The organism is Terribacillus saccharophilus, from assembly GCF_002272745.1.
GTDB classification, from domain to species: Bacteria; Bacillota; Bacilli; order Bacillales; family Amphibacillaceae; genus Terribacillus; species Terribacillus saccharophilus_B.
On the sequence record NZ_NPBD01000007.1, the window covers coordinates 951,156 to 974,093 of the forward strand.

Here is a 22,938-nt window from a genome sequence, read left to right on the forward strand (position 1 = left end):
TTTAAATAACGTATTATCGAAACTTATAAAATAGAAGCTATCGGAGGGTTTATAAATGGCAGGTTCAGTTTTAGAAATTAAAGACCTACATGTTTCGATTGAAGATAAGGAAATTCTAAAAGGTGTAAACCTTACGATAAAGAGCGGGGAATTCCACGCAGTTATGGGACCGAACGGTACTGGTAAATCTACGTTGGCATCCGCAATCATGGGACATCCTAAATACGAAGTGACAAGCGGAAGCATCACTTTGGACGGAGAAGATGTTTTGGAAATGGAAGTGGACGAGCGTGCTCGTGCTGGTCTGTTCCTTGCAATGCAGTATCCAAGTGAAATTAGCGGTGTTACAAATTCTGACTTCCTTCGCTCTTCCATTAACGCTCGACGCGAAGAAGGCGACGAGATTCCATTGATGAAATTTATCAAAGAGATGGACGAAGCTATGGACTTCCTTGAAATGGATAAGAACATGGCACAGCGTTACTTGAACGAAGGTTTCTCCGGCGGGGAGAAAAAGCGTAATGAAATCCTTCAGCTTCTAATGATGAAAGCTGAAATCGGTATCCTTGACGAGATTGACTCCGGTCTTGATATCGATGCACTGAAAGTTGTTGCAAAAGGTATCAACAAACTGCGCGACGAAAACTTCGGTTGCCTAATCATTACCCACTACCAGCGTTTACTAAACTACATCGAGCCTGACTTCGTACACGTTATGATGCAGGGCCGTGTTGTTAAATCCGGCGGATCTGAGCTTTCTAAGCGTCTGGAAGCAGAAGGCTACGATTGGATCAAACAAGAGCTGAACATCCAAGACGAAACAATTAATGCGTAAACTGGAGGAGGGATCTTATGACTGTTGAAACGAAGCAACAATATAATGATGAATATATCAGCCGTTTTTCCAGTTCTCGCAATGAGCCTGAATGGATGAAGGAACTTCGCCAGCAAGCTCTTTCTCAATCGGAATCTTTGGACATGCCAAAACCCGATAAGACTGGGATTAAGAACTGGGATTTTGATACGTACGTGCATGAAGTAGAAGGGGAGAAAATCAGCTCATTGGAAAGCTTGCCAGCAAGTGTGGCGGCACTTATCGATGCGGATAATGCTCCAAACCTTTACATTCAGCGCAACAATAGTGCAACTTACCTTGCCCTAAACGAAAAATGGAGCGAGCAAGGAGTTATCTTCACGGATATCTTCACTGCCCTGCAGCAGCATGGTGACTTGTTGAAGAGATTCTACATGAAGGATGCTGTAAACATTGATGAAGATCGTTTGACTGCTCTGCATACAGCATTGATGAACGGCGGTGTGTTCGTCTATGTTCCGAAAAATGTTGTAGTGGACGAGCCACTTCAAACTATCTTCTGGCAGGAAGATGATAAAGTCGCTTCCTTTAATCATATTTTGATTGTGGCCGAAGCGAACAGTGCTGTAACATATGTTGAAAACAGCATTTCCCATAACGCAGACCAAGCAACATTCGCAAATGCTGTAACTGAAGTTATTGCAGCGGACAATGCTAACGTTTCTTATGGTGCGGTTGATAACTATGCTGCAGGTACGACTGTCTATGCAAAACGCCGCGGTGTAGCTTACCGTGATGCTCGCATCGATTGGGCGATCGGTCAAATGAACGATGGTAACACAATCAGTGAGCATATCACACACTTGATTGGTGATAACTCCGGTTCCGAAGCGAAAAGTGTAGTTGTTGGACGAGGGAAACAAATCCAGAACTTCACAACGAATATCGTTCACTTCGGTAAGAATTCTGTTGGAAGCATCTTGTCTCATGGTGTTATGAAAGACCAGGCAAGCTCTGTATTCAACGGTATTGGTAAAATCGAACATGGCGCCAGCAAATCTGATGCCACTCAAGAAACACGCGTCTTAATGCTTAGCCAAGGTGCACGTGGTGACGCTAACCCGATTCTTTTAATTGATGAAGATGATGTAGTTGCTGGACACGCTGCTTCTGTAGGCCGTGTCGATCCGCTTCAGCTTTATTACTTAATGAGCCGCGGAATCACGAAGCATGAAGCTGAACGTCTAATCATCCATGGATTCCTTGCACCTGTTGTTAATCAGCTGCCGATTGAAACTGTTAAAAATCAGCTAACTCAGGTAATTGAAGGGAAAGTAAACTAATGGATGCCCGCTCTATCCGTGAACAGTTCCCGATCCTGCATCAGGAAGTCAACGGACATCCGCTGGTCTACTTGGATTCCTCCGCAACTTCCCATAAGCCAATAAAGGTGTTGGAAGCTGTGGATGCCTATTACCGGAACGACAACAGCAATGTACACCGAGGTGTTCATACGCTAGGAACCCGGGCTACGGATAAATATGAAGGTGCCAGAGAAAAGGTGCAGCGATTCATTAATGCCAGAAGCACCAAGGAAGTAATTTTCACACGCGGTACAACGACAGCAATCAATACGGTTGCTCACAGTTACGCCCGTGCAAACTTGGAACCTGGTGATGAAGTGATCATTACACCGATGGAGCACCACAGTAATATCATCCCGTGGCAGCAGGCGGTCAAAGCGACTGGAGCAACACTTAAATATTTTGAACTAAACGAAGATGGAACCTTGAACATGGAAGATGTGAAGAAATCGATTGGTCCGCAAACGAAGATCGTCGCTTTGACTCATATCTCCAATGTACTTGGAACTATTAATCCTATAAAAGAAATCGTCGAGCTTGCTCATCGGCAGAATGCTGTCGTTCTCGTTGATGGTGCGCAAGGCGCTCCGCATGTGAAAGTGGATGTGCAGGACATTGATTGTGATTTCTATTGCTTCAGCGGTCATAAGATGTGCGGACCGACTGGAATCGGGGTTCTTTATGGAAAGCAAGAACTGCTTGAAAATATGGAGCCGGTCGAGTTCGGTGGGGAAATGATCGATTTCGTACATCTGTATGATTCAACATGGAAGGAGCTTCCTTGGAAGTTTGAGGGAGGTACTCCAATCATTGCAGGAGCAATCGGACTTGGCGCTGCGATTGACTTCCTAACTGAAATCGGTATGGATAAAATTGAAGCGCATGATCAAAAGCTGACTGCATATGCAATGGAACGGATGAGCGAAATCGAGGGACTGACCATTTATGGTCCTTCGAAAGATAAGCGCTCTGCAGTGGTCACTTTCAATATTGATGGTGTTCACCCGCATGATACAGCGACTGCACTCGATACAGAAGGTATCGCTGTCCGTGCCGGACATCATTGTGCGCAGCCGCTTATGCGCTGGCTTGACGTCACAGCCACTGCCCGTGCAAGTATGTACGTTTACAATACCGAAGACGATATCGACAAACTTGTCAGCGGACTGGCAAAAACGAAGGAGTTTTTCGGAAATGTCTTTTAATGACCTTGATACACTCTACCGTCAAGTGATCATGGATCACTATAAACATCCAAGGAATCGTGGTAAGCTGGAAGAGGACGCACTTGTGGTCGACATGAATAATCCGACGTGTGGAGACCGTATCCAGCTGCAGATCCAGGTGGAGGATGGCAAGGTGAAGGATGCAAAATTCGAAGGTGAGGGCTGCTCTATCAGTATGTCTTCTGCCTCTATGATGACACAAGCCATCAAAGGCAAATCCGTCGAAGATGCACTTCGTATGTCACAGCTGTTCTCCGATATGATGCTAGGGAAGGAAATCGATCCTGGTAGCCTGGAGATGGGTGATGTGGAAGCATTGCAGGGAGTTGCGAAATTCCCGGCACGTATCAAATGTGCGACACTCGCCTGGAAGGCGATGGAGCAAGGCGTCGAAAAGAACTAAGACTGGAACACTGTCGTGTGAAATAAATGTAATCCTATAAGGAGGTTTTACTATGGCTAAAAAAGCGCCTGAAATTGGAGATTACCAGTATGGCTTCAGTGATCGTGATGTTTCCATTTTCCGTACGGAAAAAGGCCTTACACCTAGAATCGTTGAAGAAATCTCTAAGATGAAAGAAGAACCACAATGGATGCTGGACTTCCGTCTTAAATCCTTGGAGCAGTTCTATAAGAAGCCAATGCCGCAGTGGGGCGGAGATCTTGCTGAGCTTGACTTCGATGAAATCACATATTACGTGAAACCGTCTGAGCGTTCCGAGCGTTCTTGGGACGAGGTACCGGAAGAAATCAAGAACACATTTGATAAACTTGGTATTCCGGAAGCTGAACAGAAATACCTTGCTGGTGTTTCCGCACAGTACGAATCCGAAGTTGTCTACCATAACCTGAAGGAAGACTTAGCGGATATGGGTATCATCTTTAAGGATACAGATACTGCGCTTAAAGAAAATGAAGATTTGTTCCGAGAATATTTCGGTAAGCTTATCCCGCCTTCCGATAACAAATTCTCAGCTTTAAACTCAGCAGTATGGTCCGGAGGTTCCTTCATCTATGTACCGAAGGGCGTAAAGACAGACATTCCATTGCAAGCATACTTCCGGATCAACTCTGAGAATATGGGTCAATTCGAGCGTACGCTTATTATCGTTGATGAAGATGCATCTATACACTATGTTGAGGGATGTACTGCTCCAGTGTATACAACGAACTCCTTGCATAGTGCGGTTGTTGAGATCTATGTAGCAAAAAATGCTTACTGCCGTTATACAACAATCCAGAACTGGGCGAACAACGTATATAACTTAGTTACAAAACGTGCGACTGTTGATGCAAATGGTACGATGGAATGGGTTGATGGCAACATCGGTTCCAAACTTACAATGAAATACCCTGCAATCATCCTAAAAGGTGAAGGCGCTCGCGGTATGACATTGTCCATCGCACTTGCAGGTAAAGGGCAGCATCAGGATGCTGGTGCGAAAATGCATCATTTGGCACCAAACACTTCTTCTACGATCGTTTCTAAATCCATCTCTAAACAAGGTGGTAAAGTAACATATCGCGGAATCGTTCACTTCGGTAAGAAAGCAGACGGCGCTCGCTCTAACATCGAGTGTGATACGCTGATCCTGGATAATAAATCCACTTCCGATACGATTCCTTACAACGAGATCTTCAATGAGAACATCTCTTTAGAACACGAAGCGAAAGTTTCCAAAGTATCCGAAGAGCAATTGTTCTACTTGATGAGCCGTGGTATCTCTCAAGAAGAAGCAACAGAAATGATCGTAATGGGCTTCATCGAGCCATTCACCAAAGAACTTCCAATGGAATATGCCGTGGAAATGAACCGTCTGATTAAATTCGAGATGGAAGGCTCTATCGGTTAATATCTTTGTGAAAAAGACGAACTCTTAGAGTTCGTCTTTTTTTTGTTGTTTAAATTGATTTTGAGAAGACAAGAGAATCCTCCTTGTATATTAATCAATATATATTATTTGTTTTTTAATAATTATTTATTGTAAAACGATAAATGATATATTAAAATCGTAATTAAGAAAATAAGTGAGGTGCTCTTTATGAAACGTGAAACACTCTTTTTAAAGCTAGCTGTCTTTCTAATGGCATTGCCGGTTCTTGCATTATGTATTTTTGCAATTCCAAATATAGCTTTTGGTTCGGCAGATTATTATCCGGAAGTAGAGTTTTTAAAATATCCTGCTTTGGTTGGATTGTATGTAACGGCATTGGCATATTTTCTAGCTCTATATCAGTCTTTCCGCCTGCTTAGTTATATTGACAAAAATGTGGCTTTTTCCGATTTGTCTGTTAAGGCATTAAAAAATATTAAACACTGCGCTATAACTATCAGTATTGTTTACGTAATACTTCTGCCGCTAATTTATGTCGTTGCCGAGAGAGACGATGCTCCAGGACTTATTTTAGTAGGAATGGCACTTATTTTCGCACCGTTAGTAGTAGCTATCTTTGCTGCTGTGCTGCAAAAGCTGCTGAAAAATGCCATTGATATTAAATCAGAAAATGACTTAACAGTCTGAGGTGAAAAATATGGCGATAATTATAAATATAGATGTAATGCTGGCAAAAAGAAAAATGAGTGTAACCGAACTGTCCGAGAAGGTTGGGATCACGATGGCCAATCTATCTATTTTAAAAAACGGAAAAGCAAAGGCGATTCGAGTATCAACATTAGATGCTATTTGTAAGGCTTTAGATTGTCAGCCTGGAGATATTCTGGAATACCGAAGTGATGACGAATAACTAAGTATGAATGATGGAGAAGCAGAAGAAAGTAATGAGGGATGAAGCTATGTACAGAAATCGGAATCTTACTTACTATGCAGGACAGGAATTACCGGCATTCCAAAAGAGAACATTAGCTTCGAGAATGCTGGGAGCATTAACGCAGCTCGTTCGTTTTGGCTGGAATCAGGCATTATCATGTTTGTTTCCGGTCGTGATCTTTGCTTCTTTGGCTCTGACTCAAATCATTCCACTTCCTCTTCTGACACGTTATGATTGGCTGCTGGTCATCTGTCTTTTGATGCAAGTGCTGATGCTGCGTACCGGACTAGAAACACGGGATGAACTAAAAGTAATTACAGTATTCCACATTATTGGTCTTGCGCTTGAGTTATTCAAGGTACATATGGGTTCCTGGACTTATCCCGAAGAAGGCTACTCAAAAATCTTCGGCGTTCCTTTGTATAGTGGATTCATGTACGCAAGTGTTGCGAGTTATCTTTGCCAGGCTTGGAGAAGGCTAAAAGTTGATCTAGTGAAGTGGCCTCCGTATCTCGTTGTTGTTCCTCTTGCAGCTGCTATTTACTTGAATTTCTTTCTGCATCATTTCTGGATTGATATTCGGTGGGTCTTATCGGGACTGGTACTTATCGTCTTTTGGCGAGCATGGGTTACCTATGAGGTTGGAGGGATTCGTTATCGGATGCCGCTGGCGTTATCTTTTGTACTGATCGGCTTTTTTATCTGGGTAGCAGAGAATATTGCTACATTTTTCGGAGCTTGGGAATATCCAAACCAAACAGAAGCATGGAATCTTGTCCATTTAGGTAAGGTGAGTTCATGGCTATTATTAGTAATAGTTAGCTTTCTTATTGTGGCGACGCTGAAGCAGTTTAAGGGAAAGACCTTACAAAAGGGATAGCCTTTATATAGTTAGTAAAGCGAGCGTATAAGGTTTGACTGTAACATCGACTGGGAACATTTCCTTTATGTGAACAAACGAAGGAGATGAAGTCCATGAGTTATAATATAGAAGGCAAAGTAGCAATCGTGACTGGTGCCAATGATGGTATCGGATTGGAGACAGTGAAAGCATTTTTGAATGAGGGAGTAAAGGTTGTCGGTGTCAGCTTAACATTGGATGATGTGAAGGATATCTCAGATCGTTCCTCCTTTCTGCCATTGGAGCTGGATCTGACAGATGAGGGTGTTGCTGACAAAGTGGTTGAAGCGGCTGTTTCTCATTTCGGAAAGCTTGATATCCTAGCGAATGTTGCGGGGATTGCCACCTATAAAGATAGTTTCATGGATGTAACATTGGATATATGGAGAGAGACTTTCGAGACAAATTTATTTGCGGTTGTAGCATTAACGAAAGCGGCCATTCCAGAGCTGAAGAAACAACCAGGAGCGAGCATCGTTAATGTGGCATCTGAGAGCGGGCATGTGCCTGATTCGTTTGCGATCGATTACAGCGGCAGTAAAGCAGCTATTTTGAATCTGACACAAGCTTTGTCTGATGAGTTTGGCGGAGATATTCGTGTGAATGTTGTGTCCCCTGGTCCGACTCGTACAACGATGTGGAATAAGCCGGGCGGCATGGTCGATATGCTAAGCAATATGTTCGATAAAGAAGGCGAGGAAGCTGTCAGCTACTTCGCGAAGGAAGTCCGCCAGATTCCGCGCGGGGAGATTGGGAAACCTGATGAGATTGCCAATGTGATCGTCTTTCTAGCTTCTGACAAAGCGACGTATGTGACTGGAGCAGAATTCCCGGTGAATGGCGGGTCGGTCAAATATAAATAAATTCTGTTATAATGGTATGACTGCGGTATGCAGTCATACTTTTTTTTATTACAGTTGAAAAGATGGAAGGGATACACATGGTATTTGCCGTAAGTTTACTAATAGGACTTCTTGCAGCCACACTTGGCAGTTTGGTAGGTTTGGGAGGAGGAATTATCCTTGTACCATCGCTGCTGATCTTGAGCAACTTCTGGGATGAATTCAGCTGGGCTACACCACAAGCTATCGTTGGTGTGTCTGTCATCTTTATGATCTTTACTGGCCTGTCTTCTACGCTGACATATATGAAAAGCGGACGAGTTGATTACAAGAGCGGACTCATTTTCTTGGCAGGAGGGATGCCAGGAGCTATTCTTGGTTCATTCCTGAATCGTTTTATCTCGGGTGATGGTTTTTCGTTATACTTTGGCATACTTGTGCTGCTTGTTTTCTTTATGTTCTTCGTAAAACGTAAGGAACGTGAAGTGATTAACCCAAAAGGCATCATCGTTACAAAAGAGATTAACGGAACCACGTATACATATAGCTTCCGATTCATGGCAGCATTTGTGCTATCCTTGTTCGTCGGACTGCTTTCTGGTATGTTCGGAATTGGCGGAGGCAGCTTTATAGTGCCTGCCATGATTCTCTTATTCGGATTTCCAGCACATATTGCTGTTGCCACAAGTATGCTTATGGTATTTTTCCTCAGTATCGTTAGTACCGTTATGCATATTTCCCTTGGACATGTGGAATGGAATGTAGTATGGGCCTTTATTCCAGGTGCGATTATTGGTGGGTTCCTCGGTGCGAGAATTAACCAGATGCTGAAGGGAAATACTGTCGTTTGGATATTGCGTATCATGCTCGTATTGGTTGCTGTCCGTTTGATTTGGGACGGTTTGTCGTCATAAAGGAGTAGAGAAGGATGCAGGAAAAGCTGACTATCAACTACACAAATGATTTGCATAGCTATTTTGAGAACTGGCCGAAGATTGTCGGCTATCTAAAGGAAAATAAACAAAAGCAGAAGGATGCAGGTGAGACGTGCTGGCTGGTTGATATCGGCGATCATGTCGACCGCTCACGTCCGATTGCAGAAGCATTCCGAGGCAAGGCGAATATCAGCCTGCTGAACGAAGCTGGCTATGATTTCGCAACTATCGGCAATAATGAAGGAATCACGCTTGATTATGATGACCTTTATCATTTGTACGATGAAGCGGAATTCCGTGTTGCAGTCGCAAACCTTCATTCACAGTCCGAGGAGGATCCGAGCTGGATGGAATCGTCCTGGGTGGTCGAAACAGCTGGCGGTGTAAAAGTCGGCATGATTGGATTGACAGCACCGTTTCCGGATTTCTATAATCTGATTGGCTGGAATGTCCAAGACCCAATGGAAATTCTGAAGCAGGAGATTGGTCCACTTCGGTCTTCTTGCGATGTGGTTGTATTACTCTCTCATCTCGGTATTTATGCTGACAGGGACATAGCTGCTGCTTTTCCGGAGATCGATGTGATCATTGGCGGCCATACCCATCACTTGCTTCATGAAGGGGAATACCTTAACCAATGTCTGATTACGACAGCAGGCAAGCAAGGCTTCTATTTAGGAGAAGTAGAAATCATCTGGGACAAAGACCAAGGCTGCATTATTGATAAGCAAGCCAGGGCCATTCCGGTAGCCGACTTAAAGGATGATGAAAGCACAGTTGAGCATGTAGCTGTTTATTCGGAAAACGCAGCAAAAGTAATGCATCGTCCTGCAGTGATTCTGCCAGCTCCGATGCCGTCTGCTCCTTATGAGGATTCTCGTGCAATGGATCTATTAACTGATTATCTGCGCAGATGGACGAAGGCAGATCTTGCTTTTCTAAACGCAGGGGTGCTGCTGGATAGCTTTCCGGCAGGAGCCATTTCTTATATGGATATTCACCGAATTTGTCCGCATCCGATTAATCCCGCTACAGTTTCATTAACTGGAGAAGCCTTGGAGCAAATCGTAAATGCTGCATTGCAGCCAGATTTCGTTTCATTCCCTCTTAAAGGCTTTGGCTTCCGCGGAAAGGTAATCGGTAAGATGATATACAGCGGACTGACGTTCGACACTTCAGGAACAGAAGCCAAACCAGTAGCTGTAAACTTGAAGATACATGGTAAGCCGCTGGATCCTAACAAGCTTTATACAACCGCAATGGCGGATACCTTCACTTTCGGCAGCTTGCTGCCCAATATAAAGCAAGCAGAAGGCAAGAAATATTTCATGCCGGAAATGCTGCGGGATTTACTTCTGGAAGCATTTCAGGAAATAGAAAAATGAGCAAACACCTCCGTTTCTCCTACATAGGATATAACGGAGGTGTATTTAAATTGATGACTGTAGATCCTTTATTTTTAGAAGGCAAGCCTTTTACCGCTGTGACTGTTAAATTGCCGAAAACAACCTTACTCGTTGTGTCGAATGATGTCGGCTATATTATGTGCGGTGCACTGGATGTAGATTTGTTGAATGAAAAGCTGGCAGATCGTAACATTATATCCGGCAGAGCAGTCGGAGTTAAAACAATTGAGCAACTGCTTGCAGCACCGCTTGAAAAGGTAACAGAAGCATCAGCTGCTTATGGTTGGAAACCTGGAATTATAGGAAAAGAAGCATTACTTCTCCTACCTTAAAAAAAATGTCGAAGTGTGCCCCCTCAATCTAGATTGTTTTCCGTTTTTCTGGTACTATTTTATCAGAATGGAATGTCGGAGAAGATAAGGGGTACGTCAATGAGACTAGTTTCGACAAAATCGGTAAAGCCCGGCAGTAAGCTCGCTCAACCCGTATATAATGATAAAGGCAGTGTTCTCATCCATCGGGATGTGGAGTTGACAGTAAATATTATCGATCGCTTACGAGAGCTGCGATATACCTATGTCTATATCAGAGATGACAGACTCCAAGATATCGAGCTTTACTTCTCCACTTCCAATGATAAGCGGCTTAAGGCGATGCAAGTTATCCATAAGAGTTTTCAGGAAATCAAGAAGAATGATAATGGCCGATATCTGACCGAAAAGATGACAGATAAAATTACGAGCTCCATCCAAGAGATGGTCAGTAATCTGCGGCCGAAACGCCAGACATTGACGATTCTTTCTGATATGCTCATATATGATGATTATATTTTTTCTCATTCGGTAAATGTCGCATTATATGCGATGGCCATTGCCAATGAAATGAAACTTCCTGTTTCTGTTGTAGAGGAGATTGGTTTTGGCGCGATCCTGCATGATGTTGGTAAGATGTTCGTCCCGCAGGAAGTATTGCAAAAGACCGGCAAACTGACTGACTCGGAATTCGAGCAAATTAAGGAACACACAACAAAGGGTTTCCATTATTTGCGCAAGATGAACAATATCCCTCTGGTGGTCGCACATTGTGCATATCAGCATCATGAACGGATTAATGGCACCGGATATCCACGAGGTATCAGCGGGTCGGATATTCACTTGTATGCGAAAATCATAGGTATAGCAGATGTCTTTGATGCTGTGACGAGCAACCGTGTTTACCGGGATGCTATGCTACCGCATGAAGGTCTGGAAATACTGTTTGCAGGTGCAGGGGATCAGTTCGATATAGAGATGGTTGAGGCTTTCAAGCGAAGTGTCGCAATCTACCCGACTGGACTTACTGTTCGCCTGAGTGATGGACGGATGGGAATCGTGATACGTCAAAATGAAGACATCAATACAAGGCCGATTATCCGTATTCTCCAGGAAGCGGATGGTACAGAACCTGTGCCGTATGAAGTGGACTTGTATGTGCATTTGAATATAACGGTTGTAGCTTGTTCTACATCTGCTGAGATGAACTAGCTAATTCTAAGCCCCCTTGGTCAAGCATATGCTTGATTCGAGGGGGTTGTTTCATGCGTCCATGGCAGCGCAGAGCTTCTAAAGCATCACCTTCCTTTCGTCATGTGCTCCTGATGACCCTGCTGCTTTTCATGCTATTCACTAGTTTAAGCCTTTGGCTTGTGAATAGGGGCTTGGAACCGACACTTATGGCAATTGCAGAAACAAAGACAGAGCAATTTGCTAAACAGGCGATAAACCAGGCTGTACAGGCAGAAAAGGAAGCGGATTTGGACTTGAATGCATTTGTGCAAATTGAGAAAGATACGAATGGAAATGTTACACATGCCAGCTGGGATGCAGCAACTGTAAATGAGGTGCTGCGGAAAGTGACCTTCCGTGTACAAAACTATCTGCGGCTGATGGAGGATGGCGAGATGCCAGCTGTCAGTGAGGAACAGCTGGCTGAAGAAGCAGCAGCTGACGTTATTCAGGAGAAGTTGGAGGAGGATCCGACACTTGTCGATATACCACTTGGTCAAGCAACCAATAATGCTTTGCTGGCAAATCTTGGTCCTCGGATTCCGGTAAAATTCGAAATGATTGGCTATGTAGAGTCAGGTGTTGATGTAAAGGTGGAAGAATACGGCATAAATAATGCGATGTTTGTATTTATGGTCGAAATTAAAGCAAATGTCCGAATCATCATTCCATTTTCTACGAAGACGACAACTGTAACGCAGGATGTTTTGTTGGGAAGTACGGTCATCCAAGGGCAAGTGCCGGAATTCTATAACAATGGAGGAGAGTCCGGATCATCTCCATCTTTCTCCATCCCAATGCAAAAGGAAGGCGAATAAATTCAGCCTTCCCTTTTTTGCTGTTTGGATTTTTGTTCCCAAATTCGAAGGTATGGATATGGATCAAAGGAAAACTCTGAACGTCCGTTGTCCTTATACATGCCGTAATGCAAGTGAGGCGGGAATTTACCAGATGTTCCTGGCGGTCCATAGCCGCTTGCGCCTACATACCCTATTACATCTCCAGGTTTGACAACATTACCGACGGATACACCTTTTTCGAATCCGTTCAAATGGGCATAGTAGTGATAGATATTATTGCTGTCCCGAAGACCGATACGCCAGCCTCCATACAAATTCCAGCCCTTCAGTTCGATAACACCGTATGTGGTCGCATATACGGGTACTCCATAGTTAGCGAAGATGTCAGTACCTTCATGAATCCTTCTGCCGCCAAATCCGCGTGCATCTCCCCATGTATTGCGGTAGCTGTAATTATGATGAAGTGGAAGCGGGAAAGAGCGTTTATCCAGCTCTATTGTACCGAACTTCTCATACAGCTTAGCAGTATTCATGATCGTCTGCACAGTAAGATCACGCTCATAATAATGCCATAGGGCTATCTTGATATCGTTTTTCGTTGTTCCAATTCGCTGGATAAAAGAGGCCATCGTGTAGAGTACATCTTCTGGATTATCTGGATCAGCCTGTTTGTCTCCATCTCCATCACGCCCTAATCCTTGAAACCAAAGAATAGAGGATTCGTCTGCCAGCTGTCCGTGTGAGGCAGCCCCAAACCATTTTTCTTCTGGGATTTCGATCGCGATCAGTTTCTCTTCTTTGGATTGTGTCGGGAGATTATGCTCGTACTGATCGATTGCAGCTAAATAATACCAAGGAAGTCCTGCGGCAGCTGCTGTTTTCTTATAAAGCGCCATGCGATCCTGCTTTGCTTTATTTACATTTTCTTCTCCTTTTGCAGAGGCGGAGAATGGGAAACTGCTTAGCAGGAGAATTAGCAGCATGGCAATGTGTATCTTTTTCATATGCTGCTCACCTTTCCTTACACGTTTGCTGTTAGTTTGTACAGAGATCAGAATTTCATGAGTACTGATCAATAGTTGGGAGGAAGGAATGCGAAAATATAAAAGAAATATGCTACACTAGAAGCAAGATAGGGGAGTCGATAGATGGTGAAAACAACAGTACAAGGCAAGCACTATGAAGTGGTGCAGGATGTGAAGGGAGCCTTTCAGGAACAGGCATTCCAAAACCGCTATAGCGAAATCCTGACTAAATATGATTACATTGTCGGTGACTGGGGATATGAGCAGCTTCGTCTAAAAGGATTCTTTGATGACGATAACCCAAAATCCACCTTCGATACGAAAATCAGCACATTGGAAGATTATTTGTATGAGTATTGCAATTTTGGCTGCGCATACTTTGTCGTGAAAAAAGTTTCGGCAAAGTGAATGCGTGAGAGAGGGGCAAATACGATGTACTTTGTGGATAAAAGAAAGATAGAAGCAATCCTTACATATATGGAAGAGCTGCTGGCAGAAGAGATGCCTCATTCTGCGGGGCTAATAGGCAAGCTTGCTGCAGAACGACGGGCACAGCTCTTGATAGAAGGTATACTTGATACTGGCAACAGTGTAATTGATGGATTTATCATGCGTGATCCAGGCAGCTATGACGATATTATTGATATCCTTGCTGATGAAAAGGTAATTGCGGAAGATACTGCGCCAGCCTTTAAAGAAGTGATTGCGCTGCGTAAAATGCTGACTGCTGAATATCAGCAGGTGGATCATCAAAGACTTGCGGATACGATGGAGAAACATCACGGTTTGCTTGGGCACTTTGTAGAGTGGGTAAGAGCATATTTGGTGGACGAGACGCGGACAGCTTCCGCTTTTGCAAGGAGCAGCCAAGATGAAAGCATATGATGGGTATCTGATCGATTTAGACGGAACGATGTATCTAGGTAAGGAGCGGATTGAAGCTGCACCAGGATTCATTCAGGGACTCAAGGATGCTGGTAAAAAGCATCTTTTCGTGACAAATAATTCGACGCGCACACAGGAGCAAGTAGCTGCTAAGCTTCGTCAAATGGATATATTAGCAGAACCGGAAGATGTGTTTACGACGAGCATGGCTACGGCAGCATACATCCGTGAGCACAATCCGGCTGCCCGGGTATTTGCTATTGGTGAAGAAGGGCTCTTCGATGCCTTGGCGAAAGAGGAGCTTACTATAGCAGAAGAAGACTGTGATTATGTTGTTATCGGTCTTGATACATCGATTACGTATGAGAAGCTGGCAAAGGCTTGTTTGCTTGTTCGAGCAGGAGCAAAGTTTCTCTCCACGAACAGTGACAGAGCACTTCCTACTGATGCCGGCTTGATGCCGGGAAACGGAGCGATCACATCTGTTATTTCTGTCAGCACCGGTATTGAACCGACTTTCATCGGCAAACCGGAGAATATCATGATGGAGCAAGCAAGGAAGCTTTTAGATTTGGACAAGGAACAAGTTCTTATGGTAGGGGATAACTACCTGACTGACATAACAGCAGGTATCCGAGCAGGTATGGATACATTGATGGTTTGCACCGGTTTTACAAGAAGAGAGGAACTTCCTTTCCTTGATCCGAAACCAACATATACGATCGATACATTAACTGAATGGGAATTCAAATAAGGAGCAGCCTCTAAGAGGCTGCTCCTTCATAAATTAGGCTCTTATCCGGATATCAGTAGCCCATTTGAAGAGCTCTATTAGCATTTCGGATATCATTTTGCAGCAGACGCTCGAAGTTATACGCAGGATAAAGGCCTCTTTTGTACATATAATCAAAGATCTTCGCATGCGTATCGATTGCCAGCTGTAATTGCTTTCTTAACGTTTCACGGAGAACAGGTGTAGCTGTTTCTGTAATTGCAATCGCATAATTCCGGACAGAAGTCTTGGCGAAAACAAGCAGATCACCGGCATAGAAAGCAGGACTGACTTGTCGTGTATCTGTTACATCGTTGGGTCCAGGTGCATAAGGGAAAAACCGAAGCAGTTCATTCAGATTGTTCTCCAGACCTTTGATGGTCTGGTCATAAATAGAGCGAAGTTCACCATCATTGATATTCCCGATAAACTTTTTCATCTTTGTCAGAGCAACTGCCTGCGAAGCGACAAGTTCATGCACCTCAAGTGTTTCATGCCATGCTAAGTGATTCGGATAGCTGGCTGCGGTATTTTCCAAAAAGATTCCCTCCTCGTATACTAGACGATTACACTATATTCGGGAATATGCTGACTGGATACAGTTTTTTATACGAACAGAAGGAGCAGCCAGAAAGCTGCTCCTTTGTTATCCGTCAATATTTTCTTCGTCGTTCTGACTGTGCGCAAGCCTACTAGCTGCTGCCGCCGCGATAGCACCTACAATGTCATCCAGGAAAGTATGGCATTCCCCGCTGCTTTTATCATTCAGCTTGGCCAAAATGCCGGGTTTCTGTTTGTCGATATAGCCGTAGTTCGTAAATCCGATTGATCCATATAAGTTAATAATGGAGAGTGCAATCACTTCGTCTATTCCATACAAGCTCTCGTCTCTCGCCAAATTATCCTGCAGCGGCTGTTCCAGTTTTCCTTGTTCGGTTAGTACGTCAAGCTGGATTCCTGTTAGGATGGCGTTTTGTACCTCTCTTTTTGACAATACGCGTTCCACATTATAAATGCACCGGTCCATCGTTAGGCCAGGATAATATTTCTCTTGCAGAAAATGTACCAGCTCCGCGATGTCTTCTACTTGTACACCCCGTTCGATAAGCCATTCCCGTGCTTTTTTCTCTAATTCAGCAGTCATAAGATCACTTCGCCTTCCTATGTATGATTCTGTTAGCAGTATACCCTTCTAACCTATGCGTCAACCGTCAGCTCTGGAACATGTTTTTTACCGATGCTTCATAAAATGTATCAGGAGGTGTTTGCTCGTGTTGCAGTTGATGCAGCAATATATACCAGGGTTCACCGGGAAGCCGGTTTCCTATCGGAATTATCACGCTTATCAGACAACGGATCGACTATATGTCATTATACCAGCAAGGACGGATCAAGACAGTTATTATGAATTGGCTGCTATCACCGTGTATATGCAAGAAGCAGGCTTTCCGCGTATTGCTCAGCCGATGCTGACTACAGAAGGTCAAATATTGACAGTTTATGAAAATACAGCTTATCTCGTGGTAGAGATGCCGCCGCCTTATTCAAGAAGTCTTGATGCGCATGGTGCGGAGCTGGCTGCCTTCCATCAGCTAGGTGCCGGCTGTCCGTTTGCACCAGATACACTATCCAGCTACGGGAAATGGAGTGATCTATGGACTGTGCGTCTGTCGCAGGCAGAAAGGCTATATTCAAACATCTATCAAAAACGACCACTTGTGCATGAAGAACGGGTATTTCTGGACACCTTTCACTATGTAATCGGCAGGACGGAGCTTGCCATTCAATACTTGAATGAAACAAGCAATGAGTTCCGTTTCACAGACTATGATCAGCCGACCACGGTATTCACGAAATACCAATCTGAATTGGCAGATACATATGTGCTGCCTCATAACATCATTTATGACCATCCAGCTCGTGACTTGGCCGAATATATGAGGACTGCTTTTTGTGCGGAGGAAGAGAAGGAAACGGGTGAATTTCTGCAATCTTATATGCAGCAGCGTCCGCTCTCTGTGTTTGGAATGAGGGTGCTGTATGCCAGGTTAATCATGCCACTTCATCTTTTCGATCAAATCGAGAAAGGTTTGACTGGAAAAACGTATGAAACGCTTATCATGCAGCAGAGCAAGTACGAGCAGCGTTTGGCCGGATTATTCGATCACATGCAGGTTGATACTCGCTCTCTTGAGATACCTATGTTGGAAAATTATTTGTAAAGTTGGTTGCGATAGTAGATTGATAGAGTTATAATGTCCTTTATATAAAAACATTTGTTTATTTGAGGTGGACAGGAGGCTGGATGAGATGAAACAGAAGATACAAATCGGCTTATGCGGCCTTGGTACAGTCGGAAGCGGTGTGGTTCAGATTTTACAGGATCACCAAGAGCAGATTCGTTATAAACTCGGCTGTGAAGTGGAAGTAGCGAAAGTGCTCGTCAAAAACAAGGAAAAGAAACGCGAATATATCAAGGATGCTTCCATCCTTACGATGGAGGTTTCTGATATTACTGATAACCCGGACATTGACATCGTTGTTGAAGTGATGGGCGGCATGGAGGATACGTATCAGCTGATGGAACGCAGTATCCGAAATCGCAAGCATATCGTGACAGCCAATAAAGACTTGATGGCAGAGCATGGTGACAAGCTGTTTGCACTGTCCCAGGAATATGATACGGATATTTACTACGAAGCTAGTGTGGCCGGCGGGATTCCGATTCTTCGTTCACTCAGTGATGGCCTTGCTTCAGATAAGATTGAGAAAGTGATGGGGATTGTCAATGGAACGACGAATTTCATCCTCACGAAAATGACAGATGAAAACCTATCCTTTGAAACAGTGCTAAAGGAAGCACAGGCTCTTGGATTCGCTGAAGCTGATCCAACTTCAGATGTTGAAGGTTTGGATGCAGCCCGTAAGATGACATTGCTGGCAAATTTGGCATTTAAGATGCCTGTGGCATATAGTGATGTCCAAGTTGCAGGTATCACTTCTGTATCCCAGGAAGATATCGAGTTTGCCGGAAAGCTAGGCTATATTGTGAAGCTGATCGGTATTGCAGCAATAGATGACGGGAAAGTCGAAGTAAGTGTCGAGCCTACTTTACTGCCGGAAGCACATCCACTGGCACAGGTGAAAAATGAGTTCAATGCTGTTTATGTATATGGACACGCAGTCGGCGAGACGATGTTTTATGGTCCGGGAGCTGGCGGGCTGCCAACAGCGACAGCCGTCGTTTCCGATCTGATGGAGGTCATCAAGAATATCCGTTTAGGCGTCAGCGGTAAGGCTTATGTGCAACCTCAATATAAAACTGCTTTAAAGGACGATACTGAAAAGCATGCCAAGTATTTCATTCGTGTCGAAGCAGAGGATCAGACAGGTGCATTCCACGCCGTCACGAATGTGTTTGCAGGTCAGAATGTCTCGTTTGCTAAAATCCTTCAGCTGCCTCATAGCAAATCGAAAACAGCAGAAGTCGTCATGGTGACACATAAACATAGCAAGCAGCAAATCGAAAACAGCATACAGCAACTGGAGCAATTGAGCGTCGTGAAACGCGTAATCAGCTGCTATCGTGTAGACGGAGAGGATTGAGAAGCATGGGATGGAAAGGACTTTTAGAAGCATATAAAGAATATTTGCCGATTTCAGAGGAAACACCTGCCGTAAGTTTGGGAGAAGGTAACACACCTTTAGTTAAGCTAGAAAAGCTGTCAGCAGCTTATGGTATCGAGGCCTACGCCAAAATCGAAGGAGCGAACCCAACTGGAAGCTTCAAGGACCGCGGTATGGTCATGGCCATTGCCAAGGCAAAAGAAGCAGGGGCTAAAGCAGTCATTTGCGCATCGACAGGCAATACATCTGCTTCAGCAGCTGCGTATGCTGCCCGCGCTGGTATGCGCTGCTTCGTTGTCATTCCGGAAGGTAAAATTGCACAAGGGAAGCTTGCGCAAGCTGTCATGTACGGAGCAGAAATCTTCTCAATCGAAGGGAATTTCGATGATGCACTGCGCGTTGTACGAAACTTAAGTGAAACTGAGCCGGTGGCGCTCGTCAATTCTGTGAACCCATATCGTCTCGAAGGACAGAAGACAGCAGCCTTCGAGCTGTGCGAACAATTAGGACAAGCACCGGATTATCTGTTCATTCCGGTCGGCAATGCAGGTAATATTAGTGCTTACTGGAAAGGCTTCAAGGAATATGAGGTAGAAAAAGGATATAGTCTTCCAGTTCTGAAAGGCTACCAAGCAAGCGGAGCAGCTCCGATCGTGCATGACAGAGTGTTCGAAAATCCGGAAACCGTTGGCACTGCCATACGTATCGGGAATCCTGCAAGCTGGCAGAAAGCAACTGCTGCAAGAGATGAATCGGGCGGAACAATCGACGAAGTGACAGATGAGCAGATTATCGCTGCATATCAGAAAATCGCTCGCGAAGAAGGCATTTTTGCTGAGCCAGGATCTTGTGCTTCATTTGCCGGTTTGCTGAAAGCATTGAAGCAAGGGGAGGTACGTAAAGGCGCAACAGTTGTTAGTGTACTGACTGGAAATGGATTGAAAGATCCGAACACAGCGATCGAATACAGTACAATCCAGCCGGTCGTCCTCCCGAATGAAGAACAAGTGATTGCAGATGCCATCAGGGAGCGGATGTAAATGAAACGCTGGCAAATAAGCGTACCGGCAAGCACTGCCAATATTGGACCAGGCTTTGATTCGGTTGGTATCGCTTTGGATCTGTATTTGGAGCTGGAAGTCCAGCCTGGACTAGAGTGGGAATTCATTCCGATATCAGATGCCGTGCAAGGTCTTCCAGCTGGCAAAGACAATATGATCTATGAAACAGCCCTTTATGTGGCAGATCGCTATGGATATAGTGATCTGCCAGCATGTACGGTACGTATGAATAGTGATATTCCACTAGCCAGGGGGCTTGGCAGCAGTGCCACAGCCCTTGTTGCCGGTATTGAGCTGGCGGATTGCCTTTTGTCGCTACAGTTGAGCGATGAAGAAAAGCTCGATATCGCTGTTAGTTTGGAAGGACATCCTGATAATGCAGCACCATCCATTTTAGGGGGATGTGTGATTGGCTATTATGATGACAAAGTTCATTATATAGAGACACCAATTAAGGATGTACGCTTTTTAGCAGTTATTCCATCATTCAAACTTGCAACATCAGATGCCAGAGCGGTTCTTCCAAATCAGCTCCTGTATAAAGACGCTGTAAAGGCAAGCGGCATCGCGAATGTAGCCGTTGCTGCTCTGCTGCAGCAAAATTGGAAGCTGCTTGGAGAGATGATGACGAAGGATCTTTTCCATCAGCCCTATAGAGAATCAATGATTCCGCATTATAAGGAGATCGCCGACTCTCTGCAGGATGCAGCATATGGTGTCTATTTAAGCGGTGCTGGTCCAACGATGATAGCTTTAATCGATGAAGCCCGAGCAGATGCTATTCACGCACACTATCAGAATATGTACCCTGACTTTGAATGGCTTTTGCTTTCTTGTGCTGCAAAAGGGAGCTGCGCAGAAGAGTTAGCTGTTGAAGCATGACAAGACCCACAGAAACTGAATGATTTCTGTGGGTCATTTGCTACCTTACGTGTAAATAAAATAAAGAACCACGGGAAAGTTTTCACTCTTCCGTGGTTCTATCATTGTATTAGAATACTTGCTCGATCTCACGCACACCAGGAACTTCTGCCATCAAGGCACGTTCGATTCCGGCTTTCAATGTGATCGTAGAGCTTGGGCAGTTACCGCATGCTCCCATAAGACGCAGACGTACGATACCTTCATCAACATCGACTAGCTCGACGTCGCCGCCATCACGCAGCAAGAATGGACGCAATTTATTCAAAACTTCTTGTACTTGGTTTTCCATCATCCATTATCCCCCTTACGATTATATATTCATTATAAATCCTTTCCGGTAAAAAATCCACGCTGGCTAACTGAGAAATTTTATCAATTAAAAAATAAATTCCAACATCGTGCTTGTTACGGTAAACTGAAGCTAACAGCATACGAGAGGATGGAGCAGGATGACCACTAATATTACCGTATATGGAGCTGATATCATCTGTGCAAGCTGTGTAAACGCACCAAGCTCTAAAGACACGTATGAATGGCTGCAGGCCGCATTGGCAAGGAAGTTCGAAAACAAACAGTTTCAATTCGAATACATTGATATCAATGAACCGCCTGATGCAGAAAAGCATAAGCAGTTCGCGGCGAAAGTGATAGAAGAAGATTTATTCTATCCAGTTGTTCTCGTTAATGATGAGATAGCAGGGGAAGGAATCATTTCCCTTAAGGCAGTCACAAAAGCTATCGAGACAGTCAGCGCAACCTAGTTGTGCTGATATCCCGCCTTATGGTAGGATTATCACTTGATAGTGTTACATCCTAGAATAGGAGTGAGCGGGTTGAATCCGATCATTGAGTTTTGTGTTAATAATCTGGCCTCAGGTTCTCAGGCAGCTTATGAAAAGCTGGATAGTGACCCAGGTCTTGATGTCATAGAATACGGCTGTACAAGCTTTTGTGGCATTTGTGCCCAGCACATGTTCGCTCTTGTAAACGGTGAACCGGTGACAGCTGAGACACCTGATGAGCTTGTCGAAAATGTTTACAAGTTTATCGAAGAAAATCCGTTATTTTAATTGGCCGTGCGTCTGCATTCCGCAGGCCTCGGCTTTTTTCATAGTAGAGGAGAAGAGACAATGGACATACCGTTTGTAAAACTGCATGGCTTAAAAAACAGCTATATTTTTATTAATCTGTTCCAATTCCAGCTGGAGGAGGAAATGCTAGCGCCGCTTGCGATAGCTGTCGCAGACAGGGATACTGGAATCGGCTCTGACGGCTTGATACTCATCCATCCGAGCAAAACGTGTGATGTAGGCATGCGTGTTTTCAACCTGGATGGTTCCGAAGCAATGAATTGCGGGAACGGTCTCCGCTGTGTCGCGAAATATGCTTATGAAAATGATTTGGTGGAACGTGATACATTCACGATTCAGACGAAGGCAGGACAAGTGGAAGCGAAAGTGCATGGATCAAAAGAGCATATACATGAAGTGACAGTTGATATGGGAGCGCCGATTTTGCAGCGTGAACTGATTCCAATGCTCGGTGAGGCTGGTCAAGAAGTCGTCGCTGAAGCTTTTGAAGCAGGCGAAGAACAGCTTCATATTACAGCAGTAAGCATGGGTAATCCACACGCCGTGTTCTTTGTTGATAACATTGATGAAGCACCACTTTATACTCAAGGTCCCGTTATTACGAATGATACTCGATTCCCAGAAGGAGTTAACGTCGAGTTCATCGAAATGGTCTCCGATAAAGAAATGCATTTCCGTGTTTGGGAACGCGGCTCTGGTGTTACACAGGCATGTGGTACTGGTGCTTGTGCGGCAGTCGTTGCAGCTATTCAAAATGGCAAAGCACCGTACGGAGAAGAAGTGACTGTACATCTTAGCGGCGGCGATTTGTTCATCCGATGGGAAAAAGACGGTTCCGTGTGGATGCGTGGTGCGGCTGAAAAGACTGTATCTGGAATTTTCTATTGGGAGCACAGTGCTTGAGCATCAGTGAATAGGAGCGTATACTGAAAGTAAGATTAGAATGGGGAGG

The 22,938-nt window shown here is 44.4% G+C and carries 28 protein-coding genes; 24 read left to right on the top strand and 4 right to left on the bottom strand.

Going from position 1 to position 22,938, the window contains the following annotated elements:
* Positions 1 to 55: 55 nt before the first annotated feature.
* The 14 genes from sufC (at position 56) to yunB (ending at position 12,619) form a co-directional block, all read left to right on the top strand.
* Positions 56 to 835 (top strand): Fe-S cluster assembly ATPase SufC, encoded by a 780-nt coding sequence (gene sufC / locus CHH58_RS11805; RefSeq protein WP_095229413.1) that lies wholly within the window; start codon positions 56 to 58, stop codon positions 833 to 835.
* 17 nt (positions 836 to 852) lie between these two features.
* Complete coding sequence (gene sufD, locus CHH58_RS11810) at positions 853 to 2,157, top strand: Fe-S cluster assembly protein SufD (RefSeq protein ID WP_095262552.1); 1,305 nt, start codon at positions 853 to 855, stop codon at positions 2,155 to 2,157.
* The gene (locus CHH58_RS11815; protein ID WP_095262553.1) at positions 2,157 to 3,383 is read left to right on the top strand and encodes a cysteine desulfurase; all 1,227 of its coding nucleotides are present in this window, start codon (positions 2,157 to 2,159) and stop codon (positions 3,381 to 3,383) included. The genes sufD and CHH58_RS11815 overlap by 1 nt, the downstream gene beginning before the upstream one ends.
* Positions 3,373 to 3,807 (top strand): Fe-S cluster assembly sulfur transfer protein SufU, encoded by a 435-nt coding sequence (gene sufU, locus CHH58_RS11820; protein ID WP_095262554.1) that lies wholly within the window; start codon positions 3,373 to 3,375, stop codon positions 3,805 to 3,807. The genes CHH58_RS11815 and sufU overlap by 11 nt, the downstream gene beginning before the upstream one ends.
* A gap of 52 nt (positions 3,808 to 3,859) precedes the next feature.
* Positions 3,860 to 5,257, top strand: a complete 1,398-nt coding sequence (sufB, locus tag CHH58_RS11825; RefSeq protein ID WP_095229421.1) for a Fe-S cluster assembly protein SufB — start codon at positions 3,860 to 3,862, stop codon at positions 5,255 to 5,257.
* A 189-nt stretch (positions 5,258 to 5,446) separates the two neighbouring features.
* Positions 5,447 to 5,926 (top strand): DUF2975 domain-containing protein, encoded by a 480-nt coding sequence (locus CHH58_RS11830; RefSeq protein WP_095229423.1) that lies wholly within the window; start codon positions 5,447 to 5,449, stop codon positions 5,924 to 5,926.
* A gap of 10 nt (positions 5,927 to 5,936) precedes the next feature.
* Positions 5,937 to 6,149, top strand: coding sequence for a helix-turn-helix domain-containing protein (locus CHH58_RS11835; protein WP_095229425.1), 213 nt, complete (start codon positions 5,937 to 5,939; stop codon positions 6,147 to 6,149).
* 130 nt (positions 6,150 to 6,279) lie between these two features.
* On the top strand, positions 6,280 to 7,053 hold the full coding sequence (locus tag CHH58_RS11840; RefSeq protein WP_170937617.1) for a DUF817 domain-containing protein: 774 nt from the start codon (positions 6,280 to 6,282) through the stop codon (positions 7,051 to 7,053).
* A 95-nt stretch (positions 7,054 to 7,148) separates the two neighbouring features.
* A complete protein-coding gene (locus tag CHH58_RS11845) occupies positions 7,149 to 7,937 on the top strand; it encodes an SDR family NAD(P)-dependent oxidoreductase (RefSeq protein WP_095234665.1) in 789 nt (262 codons plus the stop codon).
* Positions 7,938 to 8,014: 77 nt separating this feature from the next.
* Positions 8,015 to 8,830, top strand: coding sequence for a sulfite exporter TauE/SafE family protein (locus CHH58_RS11850; RefSeq protein WP_095262555.1), 816 nt, complete (start codon positions 8,015 to 8,017; stop codon positions 8,828 to 8,830).
* A gap of 14 nt (positions 8,831 to 8,844) precedes the next feature.
* Positions 8,845 to 10,236 carry a bifunctional metallophosphatase/5'-nucleotidase gene (locus CHH58_RS11855; protein WP_095262556.1) on the top strand — a complete coding sequence of 464 codons (1,392 nt, stop codon included), beginning with the start codon at positions 8,845 to 8,847 and terminating at the stop codon, positions 10,234 to 10,236.
* A gap of 53 nt (positions 10,237 to 10,289) precedes the next feature.
* Positions 10,290 to 10,589, top strand: coding sequence for a YunC family protein (locus CHH58_RS11860; protein ID WP_373554085.1), 300 nt, complete (start codon positions 10,290 to 10,292; stop codon positions 10,587 to 10,589).
* Between the two features lie 99 nt (positions 10,590 to 10,688).
* Entirely contained in the window at positions 10,689 to 11,780 is a 1,092-nt protein-coding gene (locus CHH58_RS11865) for an HD-GYP domain-containing protein (protein WP_095229432.1), read from the top strand.
* 53 nt (positions 11,781 to 11,833) lie between these two features.
* Complete coding sequence (yunB, locus tag CHH58_RS11870) at positions 11,834 to 12,619, top strand: sporulation protein YunB (RefSeq protein WP_095229434.1); 786 nt, start codon at positions 11,834 to 11,836, stop codon at positions 12,617 to 12,619.
* A 2-nt stretch (positions 12,620 to 12,621) separates the two neighbouring features.
* On the opposite strand, the gene CHH58_RS11875 is transcribed toward yunB, so the two are convergent.
* A complete protein-coding gene (locus CHH58_RS11875) occupies positions 12,622 to 13,605 on the bottom strand; it encodes a M23 family metallopeptidase (RefSeq protein ID WP_095218331.1) in 984 nt (327 codons plus the stop codon).
* A gap of 144 nt (positions 13,606 to 13,749) precedes the next feature.
* Between CHH58_RS11875 and CHH58_RS11880 the strand changes: the two genes are divergently transcribed.
* From CHH58_RS11880 to CHH58_RS11890, 3 genes are read left to right on the top strand one after another with little or no spacing between them, the layout of a single operon-like run.
* Complete coding sequence (locus tag CHH58_RS11880) at positions 13,750 to 14,034, top strand: YutD family protein (protein ID WP_038564927.1); 285 nt, start codon at positions 13,750 to 13,752, stop codon at positions 14,032 to 14,034.
* A 24-nt stretch (positions 14,035 to 14,058) separates the two neighbouring features.
* A complete protein-coding gene (locus tag CHH58_RS11885) occupies positions 14,059 to 14,511 on the top strand; it encodes a DUF86 domain-containing protein (RefSeq protein WP_095229436.1) in 453 nt (150 codons plus the stop codon).
* Positions 14,498 to 15,265 carry a TIGR01457 family HAD-type hydrolase gene (locus CHH58_RS11890; RefSeq protein WP_095229437.1) on the top strand — a complete coding sequence of 256 codons (768 nt, stop codon included), beginning with the start codon at positions 14,498 to 14,500 and terminating at the stop codon, positions 15,263 to 15,265. Before CHH58_RS11885 ends, CHH58_RS11890 begins: the two co-directional genes overlap by 14 nt.
* 52 nt (positions 15,266 to 15,317) lie before the next feature.
* Here CHH58_RS11890 and CHH58_RS11895 read toward each other — a convergent pair whose 3' ends face one another.
* Both CHH58_RS11895 and CHH58_RS11900 read right to left on the bottom strand, forming a co-directional pair.
* On the bottom strand, positions 15,318 to 15,821 hold the full coding sequence (locus CHH58_RS11895; protein WP_249275115.1) for a spore coat protein: 504 nt from the start codon (positions 15,819 to 15,821) through the stop codon (positions 15,318 to 15,320).
* 108 nt (positions 15,822 to 15,929) lie between these two features.
* Entirely contained in the window at positions 15,930 to 16,427 is a 498-nt protein-coding gene (locus tag CHH58_RS11900) for a phosphatidylglycerophosphatase A family protein (protein ID WP_095218327.1), read from the bottom strand.
* Positions 16,428 to 16,554: 127 nt separating this feature from the next.
* Between CHH58_RS11900 and CHH58_RS11905 the strand changes: the two genes are divergently transcribed.
* The 4 genes from CHH58_RS11905 (at position 16,555) to thrB (ending at position 20,853) form a co-directional block, all read left to right on the top strand.
* Positions 16,555 to 17,505, top strand: a complete 951-nt coding sequence (locus CHH58_RS11905; RefSeq protein ID WP_095229439.1) for a hypothetical protein — start codon at positions 16,555 to 16,557, stop codon at positions 17,503 to 17,505.
* 88 nt (positions 17,506 to 17,593) lie between these two features.
* Positions 17,594 to 18,889 (top strand): homoserine dehydrogenase, encoded by a 1,296-nt coding sequence (locus CHH58_RS11910; RefSeq protein ID WP_095234667.1) that lies wholly within the window; start codon positions 17,594 to 17,596, stop codon positions 18,887 to 18,889.
* Between the two features lie 5 nt (positions 18,890 to 18,894).
* The gene (gene thrC, locus CHH58_RS11915) at positions 18,895 to 19,950 is read left to right on the top strand and encodes a threonine synthase (protein WP_095229443.1); all 1,056 of its coding nucleotides are present in this window, start codon (positions 18,895 to 18,897) and stop codon (positions 19,948 to 19,950) included.
* Positions 19,951 to 20,853, top strand: a complete 903-nt coding sequence (gene thrB, locus CHH58_RS11920) for a homoserine kinase (protein ID WP_095229445.1) — start codon at positions 19,951 to 19,953, stop codon at positions 20,851 to 20,853.
* Positions 20,854 to 20,962: 109 nt separating this feature from the next.
* On the opposite strand, the gene CHH58_RS11925 is transcribed toward thrB, so the two are convergent.
* Positions 20,963 to 21,187: a NifU family protein gene (locus CHH58_RS11925; protein WP_038564952.1), complete on the bottom strand. Its 225-nt coding sequence runs from the start codon at positions 21,185 to 21,187 to the stop codon at positions 20,963 to 20,965.
* A gap of 157 nt (positions 21,188 to 21,344) precedes the next feature.
* On the opposite strand from CHH58_RS11925, the gene CHH58_RS11930 reads away from it, so the two are divergent.
* The 3 genes from CHH58_RS11930 to dapF all read left to right on the top strand — a co-directional run bounded on the left by CHH58_RS11930 (position 21,345) and on the right by dapF (position 22,889).
* Positions 21,345 to 21,656: a YuzD family protein gene (locus tag CHH58_RS11930; protein ID WP_095229447.1), complete on the top strand. Its 312-nt coding sequence runs from the start codon at positions 21,345 to 21,347 to the stop codon at positions 21,654 to 21,656.
* A 72-nt stretch (positions 21,657 to 21,728) separates the two neighbouring features.
* Positions 21,729 to 21,965, top strand: a complete 237-nt coding sequence (locus tag CHH58_RS11935; RefSeq protein WP_095218321.1) for a YuzB family protein — start codon at positions 21,729 to 21,731, stop codon at positions 21,963 to 21,965.
* A gap of 60 nt (positions 21,966 to 22,025) precedes the next feature.
* Positions 22,026 to 22,889 (top strand): diaminopimelate epimerase, encoded by an 864-nt coding sequence (gene dapF / locus CHH58_RS11940; protein ID WP_095262557.1) that lies wholly within the window; start codon positions 22,026 to 22,028, stop codon positions 22,887 to 22,889.
* Positions 22,890 to 22,938: the final 49 nt, after the last annotated feature.